At 72.4% G+C, this 19,507-nt stretch carries 12 protein-coding genes; all 12 read right to left on the reverse strand.

The features are described 5' to 3' along the window. Positions 1-5: 5 nt before the first annotated feature. A complete protein-coding gene (locus ACSLTV_RS31905) occupies positions 6-1,136 on the reverse strand; it encodes a thioesterase domain-containing protein (protein WP_435613373.1) in 1,131 nt (376 codons plus the stop codon). Then, positions 1,133-4,399, reverse strand: a complete 3,267-nt coding sequence (locus tag ACSLTV_RS31910; RefSeq protein WP_435613374.1) for a non-ribosomal peptide synthetase — start codon at positions 4,397-4,399, stop codon at positions 1,133-1,135. Before ACSLTV_RS31910 ends, ACSLTV_RS31905 begins: the two co-directional genes overlap by 4 nt. Beyond that, positions 4,396-9,189, reverse strand: coding sequence for an amino acid adenylation domain-containing protein (locus ACSLTV_RS31915; protein ID WP_435613375.1), 4,794 nt, complete (start codon positions 9,187-9,189; stop codon positions 4,396-4,398). Before ACSLTV_RS31915 ends, ACSLTV_RS31910 begins: the two co-directional genes overlap by 4 nt. A gap of 12 nt (positions 9,190-9,201) precedes the next feature. After that, entirely contained in the window at positions 9,202-9,942 is a 741-nt protein-coding gene (locus ACSLTV_RS31920; protein ID WP_435613376.1) for a thioesterase II family protein, read from the reverse strand. A gap of 36 nt (positions 9,943-9,978) precedes the next feature. Continuing rightward, the gene (locus ACSLTV_RS31925; RefSeq protein WP_435613377.1) at positions 9,979-11,241 is read right to left on the reverse strand and encodes a cytochrome P450; all 1,263 of its coding nucleotides are present in this window, start codon (positions 11,239-11,241) and stop codon (positions 9,979-9,981) included. 81 nt (positions 11,242-11,322) lie between these two features. Beyond that, positions 11,323-13,605 (reverse strand): amino acid adenylation domain-containing protein, encoded by a 2,283-nt coding sequence (locus tag ACSLTV_RS31930; RefSeq protein ID WP_435613378.1) that lies wholly within the window; start codon positions 13,603-13,605, stop codon positions 11,323-11,325. Then, complete coding sequence (locus ACSLTV_RS31935; protein ID WP_435613379.1) at positions 13,602-13,835, reverse strand: MbtH family protein; 234 nt, start codon at positions 13,833-13,835, stop codon at positions 13,602-13,604. The genes ACSLTV_RS31930 and ACSLTV_RS31935 overlap by 4 nt, the downstream gene beginning before the upstream one ends. A gap of 33 nt (positions 13,836-13,868) precedes the next feature. Continuing rightward, on the reverse strand, positions 13,869-14,159 hold the full coding sequence (locus tag ACSLTV_RS31940) for a hypothetical protein (RefSeq protein WP_435613380.1): 291 nt from the start codon (positions 14,157-14,159) through the stop codon (positions 13,869-13,871). Between the two features lie 45 nt (positions 14,160-14,204). Further along, complete coding sequence (locus ACSLTV_RS31945) at positions 14,205-16,289, reverse strand: molybdopterin-containing oxidoreductase family protein (protein ID WP_435613381.1); 2,085 nt, start codon at positions 16,287-16,289, stop codon at positions 14,205-14,207. A gap of 20 nt (positions 16,290-16,309) precedes the next feature. Beyond that, positions 16,310-17,179, reverse strand: coding sequence for a diaminopimelate epimerase (gene dapF / locus ACSLTV_RS31950; RefSeq protein ID WP_435613382.1), 870 nt, complete (start codon positions 17,177-17,179; stop codon positions 16,310-16,312). Then, entirely contained in the window at positions 17,176-17,859 is a 684-nt protein-coding gene (locus tag ACSLTV_RS31955) for a 2OG-Fe dioxygenase family protein (RefSeq protein WP_435613383.1), read from the reverse strand. Before ACSLTV_RS31955 ends, dapF begins: the two co-directional genes overlap by 4 nt. An 84-nt stretch (positions 17,860-17,943) precedes the next feature. After that, entirely contained in the window at positions 17,944-18,996 is a 1,053-nt protein-coding gene (locus ACSLTV_RS31960; protein ID WP_435613384.1) for an iron-containing redox enzyme family protein, read from the reverse strand. Positions 18,997-19,507 lie beyond the last annotated feature (511 nt).

Genomic DNA, 19,507 nt, shown 5'->3' on the forward strand with positions numbered 1-19,507 from the left:
AGGCATCACACCATCGGGGTGAAGAAGAAGGTGTCCCGCTCGGTGAAGCGGCCGTCGTCGTCGAGCGTGAAGAAGTCCGCGAACCGCAGGCCCACCTCGCGGCCGTCCTTGACCGTGCCGTTGAACGTGCCGTTGACGGCCACCCTGTTGCCCTCCGCCACCAGGGTGGTGACGGAGTGCCGGCCGTCGACGATGACGCGTTCGCCGCGGTAGAAGGCGGCCAGCGCCTCCCTGCCGACCAGCGGCTCGTACCCGGGCCGCCGGTAGACGGCCGTGGGCGTGAACAGTTCGACCAGTCCGGTGAAGTCCTTGGCGTCCACCAGGCTGTAGTAGGTGCGCACGGCTTCCTCGGGGGTGACGGCGGCGGGCGCGGGCCGGGCGGACGCCGCCCGCTGGAGCGCGTCCGAGACGATGGCCATGACTGCCTCCCTGTTGGTGTCGTCGTGGTGAAAGAAGTGGCCGCCGGGCAGGACCGAGATCGTCGCCGGCAGCCGGGTGAGGTCGCGCCAGGGGCCGAGGGAGTCGACCGGGGTGCCGGCGTCGGCGTCGCCGCCGAGGACGACGAGCGGCACCGACAGCGGGGCCTCGTCGCCGTGGACGTACGTCTCGCACGCCCGGAAGTCCGCGCGCAGGGCGGGGACGACCAGCTCCAGCAGGTCCTGGCTGGTGAGCACGCTGCTCGGGGTGCCGGCCAGCGCGCCGAGATGGGCCATGAGGGCCTCGTCGGACAGCAGGTGGAGCGGCTGGTCCCGCACGACCGGCAGGCTCGGGGCTGGCGCACCGGAGGCGATCAGCACGGCCGGCGGGCGGCCCGCCGCCTCCAGCAGGCGGGTGACCTCGTAGCCGAGCCACGCGCCCATGCTGTGGCCGAAGACGGCGTACGGCAGGCCGGCCGCCCGCCGGGCCAGCGGCTCGGCCAACCGGGCGGCGAGGCGGCGCATGTCCCCTTCCGGGGGCTCGGCCACTCTGCTCTCCCGCCCCGGCAGGTGGACGGGTACGACCTCCACCTCCGGCCCGAGAGCCTCCTGCCAGCCGCGGTACGCGGAGGCGCCGGCGCCCCCGTGCGGCAGGCAGAACATCCTGACGCGGGGATCGGTGACCCGGCGGCGGCCCGGGAACCAGGCGGCGTCGTTCATGTCAGGTCAGCTTCTTCCGTGAGCCTGGCGGACGCCTCGTCCTCGCTCATCGCCAGCAGCTCCAGCAGCAGTTCGGCGGCCGGTTCGGCGGCGTCCGGGCCACCGAGTTCCGTGGTGAGCCGGGTCGCGAGACGGCCGATGGTGGGGGCGTGGAACACCACGGCGGCCGTCAGCGGCAGGTCGAACATCTCCTGCAGCGAGCCAGCCAGGGCGACCGCCGACAGCGAGTGGCCGCCGAGGGCGAAGAAGTCGTCGTCACGGCCGAGTTCCGGCACCGCGGTGTCCAGCATGTCGCTCCACAGGACGGCCAGCAGCCGCTCGAGCGCCGTCACCGGCTCCTCATCGGCGCAGCCCCGAGGGCCGGCCGGGACCGGCAGCCGGGCCCGGTCCACCTTCCCGTTGGGGGTCAGGGGCAGCGCATCGAGCAGGACGAACGCCGACGGCACCAGATGGGCCGGCAGCTGTGCGGCCACGTGCGCCCGCAGCTCGGCGGGGTCCACGGCGCCGCCCGGGACGGGCACCGCGTACGCCACCAGCCGGCGCTCGCCGGGGGAGTCCTCGCGGGCCACGACGACGCCCGAGACCACCTCGGGATGGCCCACCAGCACGGCCGTGACCTCGGCGGGTTCGATGCGGTAGCCCCGGATCTTCACCTGGTCGTCGTTCCTGCCGAGGTACTCCAGGGTGCCGTCCCTGCGGTAGCGGCCGCGGTCCCCCGTCCGGTAGAGACGGCCACCGGGCCGCGTCCCGTACGGATCTGGCACAAAGGCCGCCGCCGTCAGCGCCGGCCGGCCCAGATAGCCGCGGGCCAGCTGGTCACCGCCGATGTACAGCTCGCCGGTGACACCCGGCGGGACGGGCAGACCGGCCGCGTCGAGGACGTAGATCTGCGTGTTCCACGTCGGCCGGCCGAGCGGCGGTGCCTCGCTGCCGCGCAGCGGTTCGCTGATGGTGACGCAGACCGTGGCCTCCGTCGGGCCGTAGGCGTTGATCATCGTGCGTCCGGCGGACCACCGCCCGGCCAGCTCGCCCGGGCAGGCCTCCCCGGCGACGACAAGGGTGCAGCCCGGGGGCAGCGCGTCGTCGGGGTCCAGCACAGTCAGCACCGCGGGCGGCAGGACGGCATGGGTGATGCGCCGGCGGTGCAGCAGCTCGCGCAGCGGCGGCCCGGGCACGCGCTCCTCGTCCAGCGGCAGCACCAGCGCGGCGCCGGCGTACAGAGCCATCACGAGGTCCCCGACCGACGCGTCAAACGCGGGGGAGGCGAACTGCAGCACCCGGCTCTCCGGGGTCAGCGCGAACCTCTCCGCGTGGCTGCCGGCGAAATTGTCCAGGCCGGTGTGGGACACGAGGACGCCCTTGGGGCGGCCCGTCGAGCCGGAGGTGTGGATGAGGTAGGCGGGGTGGGCGGTCAGCAGCGGCGTGGTGCGCTCGGCGTCCGTCACATCGGCCGCGGAGAGCCCCGCCAGCTCCGCGCGGATCTCCGGCGCGTCCAGCACCAGGGCCGGGCAGCCGGGGGGCGCGGCGGGATGCGCGGAACCGAGGGACAGCACGGCGGCGGGCCGGGAGTCGGCCAGCACGGTGCGCAGGCGTTCCTGCGGATGCGCCAGGTCCAGCGGCTGGTAGGCGGCACCCGCCTTGACCGTGGCGAGGAACGCGACGACGTAGTCGGTGGTCCGCGGCAGCGCCCCGGCGACGATGTCCTCGGGTCCGATGCCCCGTGCGATCAGCAGCCGGGCCAGCCGGCTAGCCGCGGCGTTCAGCTCCTCGTAGGTGAGCCGGTTCTCGCCGCACTCGACAGCGGTCGCGGCGCCGAAGCGGGTGGCGGCGTCCTCGAAGGCCTGGGGCAGGGTTCGGTTCGCCACTTCACGCGCGCTGTCGTTCCACTCGCGCAGCACCTGGTGCGTGAGCACCGGTCCGAGCAGGTCGAGCGTGTCGGCGGGGGCGTCGGGACCGGCCAGGGCCGAGTGCAGCAGCTGCCGGTACCGCTCACTGAGCGCGATGACCGACGCCGCGTCGTACAGGGAGGGCGTGTACTCGACGAGGAGGTCGAAGCTGTCCCCCTCGTCGATGGCCGCCACCAGGAGTTCGTACTGCGAGTGCCCGTTGTCGACCTGCTCCACGTTCCGGACGGCCAGACCGCCGGGGCGTCCGCCCGCGCGGACGGGGGTGCGCATGCCGAACAGCACCTGGAACAGCGGGCTGTGGCTGAGCGAGCGGTCCGGCTTGAATTCGTCGACGACCGTGTCGAACGGCAGCCGCTGGTGGTCGACGGCGTCGAACACGGTGGTGCGGGCCTGGCGGACCAGCGTGCGGAACGAGTCCCCGGCGCCGATCCGGCCGCGCAGCGCCACCGTGTTCACGAAGAACCCGATGAGCGGCTGGTACCGGCTGTGGGTCCGGCCGGACACGGTGGAGCCGACGACGACGTCCCGCTGACCGGAGAGCCGGGCCAGGAGCAGCTGGAACGCCGCGAGCAGGACCGTGAAGGGCGTGGTGCGCTCCGCCCGCGCAAACTCCCGCACCTTCTGCGACAGTCCGGCGTCTAGGCGCAGCATGTGCTCGGCGCTGGCGTACGACTGCTCGGGTCCGCGCGGCCGATCGGTGGGCGGGCCGACGAGCGGCGGGGCGTCGGCAAGCTGACGGCGCCAGTACTCGGCCAGTACGCCGCGTCCGGGCCCGGTCAGCAGCGCCTCCTGCTCCTCGCAGTACTGGTCGTAGGTCGCCGGCAAGGCGGCCAGTTCGGGCTGCCGTCCCTGGGCCGTCGCCGCGTAGCAGGCGTCCAGCTCGTCGAGCAGCAGGTCCAGCGAGACCGCGTCGAAGACGATGTGGTGGACCACCAGCAGCAGATGGTGCGTCGTGTCGGCGGTGCGCAGCAGCCGCGCGCGCAGGAGCGGGCCCCGCGCCAGGTCGAAGCCCGCGGCGACGTCCTTGGCGCAGGACCGCCGCAGTTCCGCGGCGCGCTCCGCGAGCGGCACCGTCCGCAGGTCCTCGACGACGAAGGGCACGTCCACCTGGTCCTCGACGAGGCGCACCGGCCGCCGGTCGCGCTCGGGGAACCTCGTGCGCAGGCTGTCGTGGCGGGCCACGACGGTCTCCAGCGCCGTGCGCAGCGCGTCCGTGTCGAGCGCCCCCTCCAGTTCGACGCGCCAGGCGAGGGAGTTGAGGGGCCGTCCCTGCGCCATCCGGTCGAGGAACCACAGGCTGCGCTGGGCCACCGACGGCTCGCTGCCGGCGGCCTCGTGCCTGGCCTCACTGATCACAGTTCTTCCTCTCCTGCCATGGCGAATTCCGCCTCCAGTTCGTCGATCTCCTGCTGGCTGAGCCCGCCGAGCGTCAGGTCCGACGGGGTCGTTCCGCCGCTGCCGGGCCGGGCCGCGTGCCGGGCCAGCCCGGCCAGGGCGCGCTCCCACAGGCCGGCGAGCGCGGCGACGTCCGGCTCGGTGAACCGGCCCGCGGGCCAGGAGAAGCCAGCCGTCAGCCGGGGACCCTCCGGCCCGTCCTCGGTGATCGCCACGATGTCCAGCGGGTGGGGCACCGGTGTGCCATCCGGGACACCACCGCCGACCAGCGGCTCGCCAGGTACGGCCGCCCAGTCCCGCACGGTCACCTCGGCGCCGGTGGCGGCGAACCGGCCGAGGTAGTTGAAGCCGATCAGCGGTGCGGGGGCTGCGGACAGGGCGGGGGCGGTGGCCGGGTTGAGCCACCGCAGCAGTCCGTGGCCGATACCCCGGTCCGGCACCTGGGCCAGTTGTTCCTTGACCCGCTTCAGCGCGGTGCCCGCGGCGGGGCCGCCCTTGAGGGCGTCGTCCGTGTCGATGCCGGTGACATCGAGCGCCACCGGGTAGAGGGTGGTGAACCAGCCGACGGTCCGGGACAGGTCCAGGCCGCCGAGGGACTCCTCCCGGCCGTGGCCCTCCAGGTCGACGAGGACCCGGCCGGACGCCGCGTGCCCGTGACCGGCCCGCCAGGCGGTGACCGCCAGGGCGAGCCCAAACAGCAGCACCTGTTCGGGGCCGGTGCGGAAGGCCTCGGGCACGGGCCCCAGCAGCTGCGCCGTGAGGCCGGCCGGCAGCGTCCGCTCCAGGGTGACGACCTCGTCGGCGGTGCGCCCCGGCACGCTCTTTGCCTGCTCCGCGCCGGCGTCACCGGCCTGCCCCACCCGCTGCCAGTACCCGGCCTCGGCCTCCCGAGCGGGGTCGATCGCCGTCCGGTGCAGCAGCCGCGCCCAGCGGCGGAAGGAGACCGGGACCGGATCGAGCCGGGGCCGTTCGCCCCGGGCCACCGCCTGCCAGGCCTGCGCCAGATCGTCCCCGATGATGCGCCAGGACACGCCATCGACCGCCAAGTGGTGGACGAGGAGCAGCAGTTGTCCCGGCGCGTCGGGACCGGCGTCCCACCATACGGCGTCGACCATGCGGCCCGCCTCGGGGACCAGCCGGGCGGCGGCCTCCGCTTCGTGGCGGTCCCGCAGACTGGCTCCCGCCGCCGCCCCGGCCGGGTCCGCCTCGACGCGGGTCAGCACGTCCTCGGCCGACCGGGAGCCCGGTGCGGGCACCTCCAGCAGCTCCTCGCCCTGCTCGGTCGTGACCAGCGCGGCGCGCAGCATGTCGTGCCGGTCCAGCAACGCCTGCAGAACCTCGGCGAGCTGACGATCCGTCATCCCGAGCGGGGTGCTCACCAGCAGGGACTGGTGGAAGCCCGCGGTCGGGCCACCCTGGCCGCGCCACCAGCACATGATCGGCGTCAGCGGGACCGTGCCGCTGCCGTCGTCCTCCGCGGCCCCGCCCTCGTCGGCACCGGTGACCGCCGCCACCTGGGCCAGGGCGCGGGGGGTCCGGTGCTCGAAGACCTGCCGCGGAGTGAGCTGGAGACCGACCCGCCGGGCCCTGCCGACCAGGTGGATCGAGCCGATGCTGTCGCCGCCCAGGGCGAAGAAGTCGTCCAGCGGTCCGACTCCGTCCAAGCCCAGCAGGTCGGCGTAGAGCGCGCACAGCACGGCCTCCCGGTCCGTCGCCGGCCGCTCGGCGGCGTCCTGGCGCGGTGCCGCCGGCGCGGGCAGGGCAGCACGGTCGACCTTGCCGCTGACCGTGGTGGGAAACCGGTCGAGCACCACGATGTCAGCGGGGACCATGTACGCTGGAAGCGCCGCCGCGGCCAGCTCCCGCAGCTCCTCCGGGCCGGGGAGCGCGTCGCCGGCGCCGGTGACGTAGGCGGTCAGTCGCTGCTCCCCCGGCCGGTCCGTGCGGACCGTCACCACCACGCGCGCCGCGGCCGGATGCCCGGCCAGTACGGCCTCGATCTCGCCGAGTTCGATCCGCAGACCGCGGATCTTCACCTGGTGGTCGGCCCGGCCGAGGAACATCAGCGCCCCGTCGCCGCGCACCCGTGCCAGGTCCCCGGTGCGGTACATCCGGGACCCCGGCGGCCCCCAGGGATCGGGGACGAACCGCTGGGCGGTCAGTCCCGGCCGGCCGAGGTAGCCGAGGGCGAGCTGGTCGCCGGAGAGGCACAGTTCACCGGGGCTGCCCGGCGGCATGGGCTGGAAACCGTCGTCGAGGACGCGCGCCGCCGTGTTCCACACCGGCCGGCCGATGGGGATGTCGGCGCCGGACCCGCCCGCCGGGCAGGGCCAGGCGGTCACGTCGACGGAGGCCTCGGTGGGGCCGTACAGATTGTGCAGCTCCACATGGGGCAGCACCGCGTGGAACCGGTCGGCCAGCGCTGCGGGAAGGGCCTCCCCGCTGCACAGCACCCGCCCCAAGCTCCGGCAGCCGGCGGCCGTCGGTTCCTGGAGGAAGACATCGAGCATGGACGGCACGAAGTGCAGCGTGGTGACGCCCTCACGCCGGACCAGCTCCGCGAGGTAGGCGGGATCGCGGTGGCCGTCGGGCCGGGCCACCACCAGGGTCGCCCCCTCCAGCAGCGGCCAGAAGAACTCCCACACCGACACGTCGAAGGACGACGGGGTCTTCTGCAGCACCCGGTCGGCCGCGGTCAGCGGATAGGCGGACTGCATCCAGCGCAGCCGGTTGAGGATGCCCCGCTGCGGCACCAGCACGCCCTTGGGGCGCCCGGTCGAGCCCGAGGTGTACAGCACGTAGGCGGGGTCCAGCGGATGCCGGGGCGCGCGCAGCTCATCGTCGAGCAGCGGGCCGGCCGGCAGCGCGGCGAGCCGCTGTTCCAACGCGGGGTCGTCCATGGCCACCCAGGGCAGCGTGTCCGGCCGGGGGCAGGGCGACCGGCTGGTGGTCAGCAGGCAGACCGGCGCGGCCTCCTCCAGCATGAACCGCAGCCGGTCCGCCGGGTGGTCGCGGTCCAGCGGCAGGTAGGCGGCACCGCTGCGGGCGATCGCGCCGAGGACGACGATCAGCTCCAGGGACCGCGGCACGTCCACGGCGACCACCCGGCCGGGACCAGCGCCCTGCGCGATCAGCAGCCGGGCGAGCCGGGACGCCCGGGCGTCGAGTTCCCGGTACGTCAGCTCCGCGCCCTCGAACCGGACGGCCACCGCGTCGGGCGTCCGCGCGGCCCGGTCGGCCAGTGCCGTGCCGAGGGCGTCGTCGTTGATGCGGACCGTCTCACCGGTGCCCCCCGCGAGCACCTCGCGCAGCTCGTCCTCCGGCAGCGGCGGCAGGTCCGCCAGCGGCAGGTCCGGCTGGGCGGCCAGGTAGCCGAGCAGCCGGACGAAGCGCGCGGCGAGCCGCTCGATCGAGTCGGGGGCGAACAGGTCGGTGCGGTAGCCGAAGAGCGCCTCCAGCCCGTCCTCGCGCTCGGTGAGCCCGAGGCTGAGGTCGAACTTGGCGTAGGGGGCGGGCAGCGGGTACTCCCGCCAGTCGGTGCTGGCCGCGGCCGACGCGGGTTCCCGGGCCGGGGTGACGTCCAGGTAGGCCTGGAACAGCGGGTTGTGCGCGGCGGTGCGGTCAGGGCACAGCGCGGCGGTCACCTGGTCGAACGGGACGTCCTGGTGGTCGTAGGCCTCAGCCATGGTCTGCCGGGCCGCCCGGACCAGACCGCGGAAGGTCAGGGTGGAGTCCACCCGGCCCCTGGCGACCACGGTGTTGACGAACAGGCCGACCATGTCCCGCGTCTCGGGCCGCGAACGGCCCGCGACCGGCACCCCGACGCAGATGTCCCGCTGCCCCGAGTGCCGCGCCAGCAGCACCTGATAGGCAGCGAGCACGGCCGTGAACAGGGTCGCCCCTTCCTCCCGGCACAGCACGCGCAGCGCGGCGGTGGCCGCCGGGCCGACGACGGTGGCGGTCTCCGCCCCCTCGAAGCGCGTGCGGACGGCGGGCCGTGGCCGGTCGGTGGGCAGCTCCAGCAGGGCCGGCGCGTCCGCGAGGCGCTCCTTCCAGTAGGCGAGGCGGTCCTGGACCTCGCTCTCCGGCCCAGGCTCGCGTGTCCAAGCGGCCCAGTCCCCGAAGCGGGCGGTGAGCGGCGGCAGGTCCTCCCGGCCGCCGGCCGCCCGTGCGGTGTACACCTCGGCCAGTTCACGGAGCAGGATCTGGACGGACGCCCCGTCGCAGACGATGTGATGGACGGTGAGCAGCAGGATGTGGTCGTGCGGGCCGAGCCGGAACAGCACGGGGCGCAGCAGCGGGCCCGCCTCGAGGTCGAAGGGCTCGCGCAGGGCCGCCACGATCGCCTCGTCGGGCCGTGCCGGATCGGCGTCCCGGACCGGCAGCGCCACCGGCCCCGGCGCGGAGAACCGCTGGCGCAACCGGCCGTCGACGGTGCCGAACGTCGTCCGCAGCGCCTCGTGCCGGGCAACCAGCGCGGTCAGGCACTCCGCGAGCAGCCCGACGTCCAGGTTCCCGGGCATTCGCAGCGCCGACCCGAGGTTGTAGGCGGCGGCCTCGTCCCCCAGGTACTGGTCGAGGAACCACAGGGACTCCTGGGCGTGGGTCGCCGAGGCCGTGCCAGGATCGGGGCGGCGAGGCAGGGCGGGGCGCGGGGTCGGCGCGGGCCCGGTCCGCTCGCCCCGCAACTTCGCCAGCAGGGCGAGTTTGGCCGGCGACAGTGATCCCTGCGCACGGTCGGTGAGAGCCATGGGCTGTCCGTCCTATGCGGTCGCGGATATGTCGGTGAACAGGCGGAGCAGGGCCTCGGGCGCGGCGACGAACGCGTAGTGGTCGCCGTCGAGGACGACCTGCTCGGTGTCGCCGCAGGCCGTCCAGCCGCCCATCAGGCGCGGCTCGATCCCGGTGTCACGGCTCCAGCCGACGGAGGTAATGGGGCACGGCAGCCGGCGCGGCTCGGGCACGTGGTAGCGCTTGTTGACCTCCACGTCGTGCCGCAGCACGCCCAGGGCCAGGTCGATAAGCCCCGGATGCGGCTCGCCTCCCATGCCGACCAGCAGGTCGCGCAGCTCCTCGGCCAGTTCGGCGTCGGTCATCTCCAGGAACCGCCCGTACGGGCCGTCCTGCGGGGCGACCTCGGAGGAGACGACGAGCCGGGCGGGCGGCGGGGCACCGCGCTCGGTCAGCCGCAGCGCTGTCTCGTACGCGGCGAGCGCGGAACTGCAGTGGCCGAACAGGGCGTAGGGCCGGTCCAGGTACAGCAGCAGCTCCGAGGCCAGGGCGTCCGCCATGGCCTCGTAGCTGTCGAAGGGCTCCTCCCGCATGCGGTTCTCCCGGCCGGGCAGCTGCACCGGGCAGAAGTTGACGCCCTCATGCAGCACCGGCCACTGCCGGTACATGCTGGCGCCGCACCCCGAGTAGGGGAGCAGGAAGACCCGCGCCCGGGCCTCGGGCAGCGGCTCACGCAGAAAGAGTCGGCTACGCCGTGTGGTGGTCGATGTCATGGGTCAGTCCTCTGGTGGGCTCTGGAGACGGACGGGTCAGTACGCGACGGGGGCCCGCTTGAGCCGGTTCCGCGCCGTGATCGGCAGGCTTTCCCAGCCGTTGATGATGTTGGAGTGCAGCCGCCTGCCTGGGCCCGCCGGCGCGAACTCGGTGAAGCGGCTGAAGAGTTCGGCCATCACGACCCGCAGCGAAACCCGGGCCACGGTGTGCCCCACGCAGTAGTGCGGTCCGATGCCGAACGCGATGTGCTTGTTGGGCCGACGCCGGATGTCGAAGGTGAACGGGTCGGGGAAGACCTCCTCGTCCCGGTTGGCCGAACCGAGCCACACCACGACCGGGTCGCCCGCGCCGATGCGCTGGCCGCGGAGTTCGACGTCGCGGGTGGCGTACCGCATGAAGTGGTTGGTGGGCGACGACCAGCGCAGCGCCTCCTCGACGCCGGTGGCGAGCGCGGAGGAATCGCCCGCCCAGTCGTCGAGGGTGGGGGTGCCCATCAGCTCGTCGAGCGCGGTGACCGGCACCTGGGCCATGGTTACGCTGGCGCCGAGCAGCAGGCTGTAGCAGTTCGCGACGATCTCGCCGAGCGTCAGCCGCCGCCCGTCCAGCTCCATCCGCAGCAGTAGGCTGACGAGGTCGTCGCCGGGCGCCTTCTGACGGCCCTTCACCAGGTCCTGAAAGTAGGCGAACAGTTCGCGGTGGGCTGCCTTGAGGACGGCCTGCGTGCCTCCGGGGCGGGCGAAGCGGGGGTCGTCGGGGGCGATCGCGGCGGCGGTGAGTTCGATGAGCCGGGCTCGGTCCGCGTGCGGCAGGTCCATCAGGGTGCCGATGACCGCCATCGGCATCCTGGTCATGCGCTCGGCCAGGTCGTAGGGGCCGCCGTCGCCGAGCGGGGTGATCAGGGGGAGGACCGCGGCGCGGATCTGCTCCCGCTTCGCCTCAACCTGCTTGATCGCGAGGGCCCTCTGCAGCGGCTCCCGGAGGTCGGCATGACGGGGCGGGTCGGTCGCGGCCATCTGCCGGCCGCCCGCCGGGTCGTCGCGGCCCAGGAGCACCAGCAGCGTGCCGCGCTCGGAGGTGAACGTCGCGTGGTCGCGCAGGACGTGGTCGACGTCGGCGTACTTGGTGATGGACCAGTACGGCTGGCCGTCGGCCGCCGTCCGGCGACTCACCGGCGCGTGGGCCCGCAGCTGGGCCCAGGTCGTGTGCGGGTCACCGGAGCTGTACAGGCCGGGATCGGTCAGGTCGCCGAGGTTGTGCGCCACGGGGCAGCGCGCCGCCGACGGGGTGATGTCCAGCATGGTGGGTGGTCCTGTCCTTGGGTGAGGCCGGGCGAAGGCGGGGCGGCCGGACGGCCGCGCACGGCCGGGCGTCGGCTTGGTTCAGCCGTCGGTGGGGGCGGCGGCCTCGATCGCGGTGGCGAGTTCGGCGATCGTCGGGCGCAGGTAGAGCGTGCGCGCGGGGATGTCGACGCCGAACTGCTCGTGCAGGGCGGACAGCAGCTCCGCCGCCATCAGGGAGTGGCCGCCAAGGTCGAAGAAGTCGTCCTCCACCCCGACGGGTTCGATGCCGAGGGCCTGTCCCCACAGGTCGGCGAGCCGCTGCTCCAGTTCGGTGGTGGGCGCCACGTACTCGTTCCAGACGGTGCGGGGCTGCCGGCTCACCGCGGGCAGGGCCCTGCGGTCCACCTTGCCGTTGCGGTTCAGCTCCAGGTGCGGGCGGACCAGGACCGCCCAGGGGACCATGTAGGCCGGGAGGCGGGCGGCGAGCCGGTCCCGCAGCAGCGTGCCGAGGGCGGCCGGGTCGGTGGTGCTGGCTGCGGACTCCGCCGGGACGACGTAGGCGATGAGCCGCTGGCCCGTTCCGCCGTCGTCCTGCGCGGCGACCGCGGCGACCGAGACCTCGGGGCAGCCGGTCAGCGCTTCCTCGACCGCGCCGAGTTCGACGCGGTAGCCCCGCACCTTGACCTGCCGGTCCGCCCGGCCCAGGTACTCCACGGTGCCGTCGGCCCGGCGCCTGGCCAGGTCGCCAGTCCGGTACATCCGCTCCCCGGGGCGCCGCGGCGACGGGTGCGGGAGGAAGCGGGCGGCGGTCGCGGCCGGCCGGTTCAGATAGCCCCGGGCCAGTCCCTCGCCCGCGGTGTACAGCTCGCCCGCCACCCCCGGCGGCACCGGGTCGAGCCCGGCGTCCAGGATGGCCACGGACGTGCCGCTGACGGGGGCTCCGATCGGCACGGACGCGCCCGGCGGCGGGGTGTCGCTCGTCCAGCAGGTGGTGTACGTGGTGTTCTCCGTCGGGCCGTACCCGTTGGTGTAGACCACACCCGGGTGGGCCTCGAAGAGCTGCCGCACATGCGGGGCGGAGGCGACGTCCCCGCCGGTCAGGACATGGCGCACGCCGGTGAAGACGTCGATCCGGGACGCGATCGTCGCGTGCAGCAGACCGGTCGGCAGCAGCAGGACGCTGACCTGCTCGTCCCGTACGGTTGTGGCCAGCTGCTCCATCTCGATGCGCCCGGCGGGCAGCACCGCCAGCCGACAGCCGTTCACCAGGGCACCGAAGATCTCGAACGTGGCGGCGTCGAAGGAGACCGGGGACAGGTGGAGGAAGACGTCGTCGGGCCGGATGTCCACCCAGTCCGTGCCGCGCACCAGCCGGGACACGGCACGATGCGGTACGCCGACGCCCTTGGGCTCGCCGGTCGAGCCGGAGGTGTAGCAGAGGTAGGCGAGGTGGTCCGGCGTCAGCCCGGTGGGCGGCACGAAGGCCTCGGCCTCGACCGTGTGGTCGGCGGGGTCCAGGACGGCGATGCCCTCAGGCACGAGTCCGGCCAGGCCGGGCGGGGCGACGGCGACCCGCACCCCCGCGTCCTCGGTCAGGGCGGCCAGCCGCGGCGCGGGATCATCGGGGCTGAGCGCCAGGTACGCCGCGCCGGACTTCAGCACCGCCAGCAGCGTGACGATCAGGTCGAGGGAGCGCTCCATCAGCACGGCGACGACGCTCTCGGGGCCGACGCCCTGCGCCTGGAGGGCAGCCGCCAGCGCCCGGGCGCGCCGGTCCAGCTCCTCGCGGCTGAGGCTCTGCCCGGCGTGGCTGACCGCCGGCTCGCGCGGCCCGCGGGCGGCCTGCTCGGCGATCAGCTCGTTCAGCCGGACGGCCTGCTCCGGGGCCTGGGCCGAGCCCCAGAAACCGTCCGTGTTCGTATCGGGCGAGGTCAGCCGGAGCTGGGCGAGGGGGGTCCCGAGCGCGGCCCGCCCGGCGCTCAGGACGGCTCGTACGACGTGCTCGAACAGCTCCGTCTCACCCGGCTCCCACTCCTGGCCGTGCCCGCCGGACACCTCGACGGTGCCGTCCGCCGCGAGCCGGACCAGCGGACGGTTCTCCGCCCGCCCCTCGGGGTCGGCGGGCACACCGCTGAACCAAACGGTAGGCTCCGGCGACTCGCCGCCCGTCCGCGCCTGGTCCCCCAGGTCGACCAGCGCCTTCCCGGCCTGCGTCACCAGCCCGGCGAATGTCTCCGACGCGTCCGCCTCGAACTCGGCACAGCCCTCGCGTGTCTCCGGCCCCTCTGTCACCAGGCAGCCGACGGTGATCCGCTCTTGGAGGGTACGGCGGTACAGGGCGGCCACGACCGCCGCGAGGGTCTCCTCGATGCTCGTGTTCACGCCCCGGCCGTCCTGACACTCAGCGGACGCATGTCCGTCCAGACTCGGTCGATGTGCGCCAGGCATTCCTCCTCGGTGCCCTCCGTGCCTTCGGCGCGCCAGCCCGCAGGAATCTCCCGGGCGGCCGGCCAGATCGAATACTGCTCCTCGTGGTTCAGCACCACGAGATAGCGCACCGAGTTGTTCTCCGTCTGCGATATGGACACAGGGGTCTCCCCTTGGTGATTCATTGCGTTGACTGTTCTTCTGGGTTTTCCCGGGGCTCACAGCCCCTGCGAAGCGCTGCCTTCCTGGCCGTCCGCGGCCACTTCCACCAGGACCCAGGACGGCGAGAGGTGATGCTCCGTCACCTCCGAGCACAGGCTCTGAGCGGTCTCCAGCGCCGCCTGCTGGGTGAGGCTGCGCAGGAACATCGTCACCAACAGAAGCCCGTTCGCCGGATGCACATGGACGTACTGGAGTTCATCGCCGTAACGATCCGACTGGCGAAAGAGGTGCCCGATGTCGGTCGGTTTTCCCGGCGGTGGAAGAAAGAATGCAACAGCGATCCGCATGGCCTCGCGCTCGCGTGAGAGGGTGGGTGACAAAGAATTACGGCGTCATTCCGCTGTGCATACCTCCACCCGGTTGTCGTGATAGACGGCTCCGCCCCCCATGTCGGCGTCCCGCTCGGCCACCGTGGCGTTGACGCCCGGCGCGCCGCCCATGAGCCTCGACCAGTGGCCCTTGGTGGTCCTGGCGACCCCGGGGCGGACGGACCGCCCCACCCGCAGTTCCGCGGTGAAGGCGCCCCGGTTGTTGAAGACACGGACCTCCTGCCCCTCGGTCAGCCCACGGGCCGCCGCGTCGTCCGGATGGAGTTCGACCGTGGGGCCGCCGGCCCGGCGGATCAGCGACTCCTTGTTGGCGAAGGTCGTGTTGAGGAAGAAGTGCGACGCGGACGAGATGAGCACCAGCGGGAACCGGCGCGCCAGCTCCTCGTCGGCGGCCTCCCGCGGAGGGGTGTAGCCGCACAGCGGGTCGTGTCCATCCGCCGCCGCCGTGGCCGACACGAACTCCAGCTTTCCGGACGGGGTGGGGAAGCCCTCCGCGAACGGCAAGAAGGGGCTCGGGTAGTTCAGCCGGGCCCAGCCCTCGCGGCGCAGCCGGTCCAGGTCGATCCCGTCCAGCGACGGGTGCCCGCTGGACAGCAGCTCCCGGGCCAGTTCCTCGTCCGACGCGTACAGGCATGGGTCCTTCAGGCCGAGCCGGGCCGCCAGTCGGCGGAACGTCTCGGTGGTGGACAGGCAGGCGCCGGGCGGTTCGACGGCGGGCTCGTTCCAGGCGATGTACAGGTGGCCGTACCCGTCGTGCAGGTCGGCGTGCTCCGGCTGCATCGTGGCGGGCAGCACGATGTCCGCGTAGTCCACCGTGTCCGTGTGGAAGTGGTCCATGACCACGGTGAACAGGTCCTCGCGCAGCAGGCCGGCGCGCACGGCGCCCTGCCCGCCCACGGCGGCGGCCGGGTTCGCCCCGTACACGAACAGCGCCTTGACGGGCGGATCGTCGACGGTGGTGAGCGCCTCGCCGAGACGGGTCATCGACAGGCTGCGCACCGGATGGGGCAGCAGATCGTCGCGGTAGAGGGCCTCCCGGTCGCCGCCGAAGTAGCCGTCCGTCGAGTACGCGATACCGCCCCCCGGGTACTTCCAGTCGCCGGTCACCCCGGGCAGTGCGGCGAGGGTGCGCAGGGCCATGCCCCCGCCGGCGTGCCGCTGGATCCCCTGCGCGGCCTTCATCCCGGTGGGCCGGGTCACGGCCAGCCGCTCCCCCAGCCGCACCACGCTCTCCATCGGCAACCCGCAGATCCGCGCCGTGCGTTCCGGCGTGAACTCCTCGATCCGGGTGCGGAACTCGGGCCAGCCCAGGGTGTGCTTCGCCAGATACGCACGGTCCTCGGCGCCGAGGGAGACCACCACGTGGAGCAGTCCGAGGGCGAGCGCGGCGTCCGTGCCCGGACGGAGCGGCACGTGCTCGTCGGCGAGTCGTGCCGTACGGGTCAGGACGGGATCGATGGCCACCACATGGGCCCCCGACCGCTGGGCCTCCGCCACCACCTTCCACAGGTGGTGGCTCGTGGTGAGGGTGTTGGTGCCCCACAGCAGGATCAGCCGCGAGTGACGCAGGTCCTCCGGATCCATGCCGCGGCTGGTGCCCAGCGTGTACTCCGTGCCGACCAGTCCCGCGATGGAGCAGATGGTCATGTCGTGGCGGGAGGCGCCCAGCGTGTTCCACAGCCGGCTGCCCGCCCGCCCCTGGAGCCCCTGGACGTACCCCAGGTTCCCGGTCCCCTGGTAGGGCCAGATCGCTTCGCCGCCGTACCGGTCGATCACCTCCGACAGGCGTCGGGCGATCTCGTCGAGGGCGTCGTCCCAGCTGATGCGGACGAACCTGCCCTCGCCCTTGCGGCCGGTCCGGCGCAGGGGGTGGAGCAGGCGGTCAGGCGCCCGGGTGTGCTCCAGGTACTGGTTGACCTTCACGCACAGAGCGCCGCGTGTGTACGGGTGGTCAGGGGTGCCACGCAGCCCGACGGCCGTTCCGTTCTCGACCTGGACCTGCCAGGAGCATCCGTCGGGGCAGTCCAGTGGGCAGGCTCCGGGCACGATCTTCAGGCCGGACCTTGTGCTCGCGGGCGCGCCTGACATGGGAACTCCCCTCGTCCGGTTCATGGTTGCCGCTCCGTGCTCAGCAGCGACAGGAACTCGTCGGCCAGGGTCGTGGTCCCGACGCGGGAGCAGGGCCCGGTGAGCAGCACCCGCTCGTCGCCGGTGATCTGCACCTTCACCGACCCACCCGGCATGACCACAGTGACCCTGTCGTCGATGAGTCCCAGCCTCCGGGCGGCGCAGGCGGCGGCGCAGGCCCCGCTGCCGGAGGCCAGGGTGTATCCGGCGGCCCGCTCCCAAATCTCGATCCGGATGGTGCGCCGGTCCTCGACGGTGAGGAACTCGATGTTCGGCCGTGCCGGGAAGTGGGAGTGGCCGACGAGCGCGGGACCGAGGCGCGCGGCCAAGCTGACGTCGGCGTCGTCGACCGGTACGACGACATGCGGCACGCCGTTGTACACGGCCGTGATGTTCAGCCTGACTCCCGGGGCGAGGTCCACTGGTACGTCGATCAACTCGGCGCCGCCGGGCTGCCCGGGGTCGTGGTGCGTACAGGTGCCCAGGTCGATGGTGCCGACGCCGTCCGGACGGCCGCCGAGGCGCACGTGCACGCTCCCGCCGGACGTCCTGAGCGTGATCTCGTCCCGCTCGGTGTGGCCGTACTCGCGTAGGTACCGGGCGAAGACGCGGAGGCCGTTCGCGCTACGCGCGCACTCCGAGCCGTCCGAGTTGAAGACCCGCACGTCGAACACGTCGTCCCCGTCGGCCTGGGCGGGGAGCGGGCCGTATAGCACTCCGTCCGCGCCGATTCCGGTGTGCCGGTCGCACAGCAGCCGGGTCGCGTCCGCGCCGGGGGCGGGCGCCGCCTGTGCGGGGTCGGCGATCAGGTAGTCGTTGCCCAGGGCGTGGTACTTGACGACGGTGCTCATCCCTGGCTGACGGCCTCGGTCTCGAAGTCCTCGCCGTACCAGCGCTCGCTCCAGCGCGAGAAGGACACGACGGTGATGTCCCGGTACCCCTCGTCCTCGACCGGCACGATGTCTGTCACGTAGTGCCACAGCTGGCGGTCGTCGAAGGCGACGGCCTGGCCCTCCTGGACCGTCGTGGTGAAGATCGGCGTCTCCTTGTCCTCCGCGTTGCGCAGCGTGAGTTCCGCACCGGTAATGCCGGCCCTGCGGTAGACGGAGATCACCACGAACTCGTGGCCGTCCTGGTGGACGCCTTCGGGAACGACGACACCCTGCAGATCCTTGTTGGTGATGACCCGGTACTGGTGGACGTTGATCTGCCAGACGTCGTCCTCGGGCAGCGGGATCTGGGCACACGCCTCCCGGATGTGCTCGGTGAAGTCGACCTCGATCGGCTTGTAGTGGCGGCGGATCCCTCCCGCGATGGGGTTGAACTTGGAGTAGGTGACGTACGGGCGGTGCGGGAGCAGCTCGAAGTCCCAGGCACCGTCCTTGTGCACCAGCTTGTACTGGGAGAAGCGCCGCCAGCGGTTGCCGTTGCCGATGTACTCGTCGAAGCCCAGGTCGTCGAAGCTCTCCAGGATGTCGCTGCCCGTCTCGGGAAGGGAGAACACACGGAAGCCCTGCTCGTTGAGAGCCATGGGTGATGCCTTTCTGGTGGGAAGGCCGGTGAATGAGTCGCAAGCCGGTCTGACACCGGCACATGGGCGGGGTGGGGCGCGGGCTCAGGCGGCCGCCGACTGCCTCTCGCAGTGCTCAAGAACCCGGTCGAGGTACCGCTGCGAGCTGTTCAGGCGCACGCAGGTGCCTAGGGCGATCTCGCGCCCGGCGTCCGGATCGCGCTCGACGACCGGACCGATGACGTTCTTGTACCAGCCGGCCGCGTGGCGGGCGTCTACTCCGATGTGCACGTCGTGGTAGATCTTGCCCTCCGCCGGAAGCCCCAGCCGGTCCCACGCCGTAACCAGCTGACGGAACCTGCGGGGCGCCAGGAATTCGGTGACGCCGTAGTACCCGATGGCTCGCTGGTAATTCCGACGGGACAAGGCAATAGCGGCTGATATGTTGCCGCACTCCTTGGCTTCCAGCAGAAGATTCCGGTCGATGTAGTCCTGGTCCACATCAATGGAGGCGAGGCACTGGGAGAACAGCGTCGTGTGTACCTCTACGAAGTCGCCATTGCCCATCTCGTCCCAGTAATTCGCCGCGATCTCCATCTTCTCGGCACCCTTGGTGCCCACCTGCATGACGGCCAGGATGTCGTCGAAACGGGGATCCAGAGACGTCTCCTGAGCCAGCAGGAAGCGGATGTCCTCGGTGGTCGCCGACTTGGCCAGATGGCGGGAGTACATGGGGTGCGAACTCGCCGGGTGCTCCTGGATGAGGGCCTTGAGCCAGCGGACGTACTCCTTGCCCCCGGTGGGGTAGCCCTTCAGCCACGCCTCCGGGACCTGCCGGAACTCGTTCTCCAGCATGGCGTTCTCGAGGATGCTCGTGACGTCCCTGATGACCGGCTGCGTGTCCTGGTCCGGGCTGCTCGCCGCGGTCTGGCTGAACTCGTACGCGTAGACGTCCGTGAGCACGTCGTGCAGATGCTCGTGGCTCCGGGGGTCCCCGTCACGGAACGCCCGGTGCGCGAGTTCCCGGCATTCCTGGGTCAACTCGGCCCGTTCGCTGTAGTTCTCGGTCAGCCCTTGCCATATCGCGCTGGAAGGAGATTTCACCGCCTCCCTGAATATCTGCAGCAAGGGCAGGGCCATGCGCCGGAAATTCGACATGCCACCATCCTTTCGACCATCTTCCCTGTGAGCCTCCGGGTTCTCGACCCATTGGCAAACTGCGGTACGTAGAAAGGATTGAGCACGCCCAGGGCAACTGTCAGCCGCTGCGCCTGGCAGGGTGTTGCCACGTCAATACCCTGCCACGAGAGGGGGCAGGTGGGTCACGTTCGCTGGGGCGGCGAATCCCCTTGTTCAGGCGGCCCTCGGACTGTTGGACGACATCCGCCGCTGGAGCTCCCGCCCGAATGCACTCCGTCGCTGACGGCGTCGGCCTGAGCGATCTGCGAGGAGAGTTGTGCGGGGATGGTGGATAACCCCTTGCTGGAGGAGCGCTGGGACTGCTCGGTCAGTCTCAACGCCACTGCCATCGGCACCACGCCAAAGGGCTGCCTCCCACAGCCCCGTCACCTCCATCGACCCCGACGCCGGATGGTAGGTCCGCCCCACCCGCCACCAAGACCTCCCTCACCCTGGACGACCTGATCCCATGAACCGCCCCGTGTCAGGT

This window comes from Streptomyces sp. bgisy159, assembly GCF_965341775.1.
GTDB lineage: Bacteria > Actinomycetota > Actinomycetes > Streptomycetales > Streptomycetaceae > Streptomyces.

What these genes read in the sequence shown, in the direction of transcription:
- ACSLTV_RS31945 (WP_435613381.1), bottom strand. Translation starts at nt 16,289, where the DNA reads ATGTCAGGCGCGCCCGCGAGCACAAGGTCCGGCCTGAAGATCGTGCCC.
- ACSLTV_RS31915 (WP_435613375.1), bottom strand. Translation starts at nt 9,189, where the DNA reads ATGGCTCTCACCGACCGTGCGCAGGGATCACTGTCGCCGGCCAAACTC.
- ACSLTV_RS31925 (WP_435613377.1), bottom strand. Translation starts at nt 11,241, where the DNA reads ATGCTGGACATCACCCCGTCGGCGGCGCGCTGCCCCGTGGCGCACAAC.
- ACSLTV_RS31940 (WP_435613380.1), bottom strand. Translation starts at nt 14,159, where the DNA reads ATGCGGATCGCTGTTGCATTCTTTCTTCCACCGCCGGGAAAACCGACC.
- ACSLTV_RS31955 (WP_435613383.1), bottom strand. Translation starts at nt 17,859, where the DNA reads ATGGCTCTCAACGAGCAGGGCTTCCGTGTGTTCTCCCTTCCCGAGACG.
- dapF (WP_435613382.1), bottom strand. Translation starts at nt 17,179, where the DNA reads ATGAGCACCGTCGTCAAGTACCACGCCCTGGGCAACGACTACCTGATC.
- ACSLTV_RS31935 (WP_435613379.1), bottom strand. Translation starts at nt 13,835, where the DNA reads ATGAATCACCAAGGGGAGACCCCTGTGTCCATATCGCAGACGGAGAAC.
- ACSLTV_RS31920 (WP_435613376.1), bottom strand. Translation starts at nt 9,942, where the DNA reads ATGACATCGACCACCACACGGCGTAGCCGACTCTTTCTGCGTGAGCCG.
- ACSLTV_RS31905 (WP_435613373.1), bottom strand. Translation starts at nt 1,136, where the DNA reads ATGAACGACGCCGCCTGGTTCCCGGGCCGCCGCCGGGTCACCGATCCC.
- ACSLTV_RS31960 (WP_435613384.1), bottom strand. Translation starts at nt 18,996, where the DNA reads ATGTCGAATTTCCGGCGCATGGCCCTGCCCTTGCTGCAGATATTCAGG.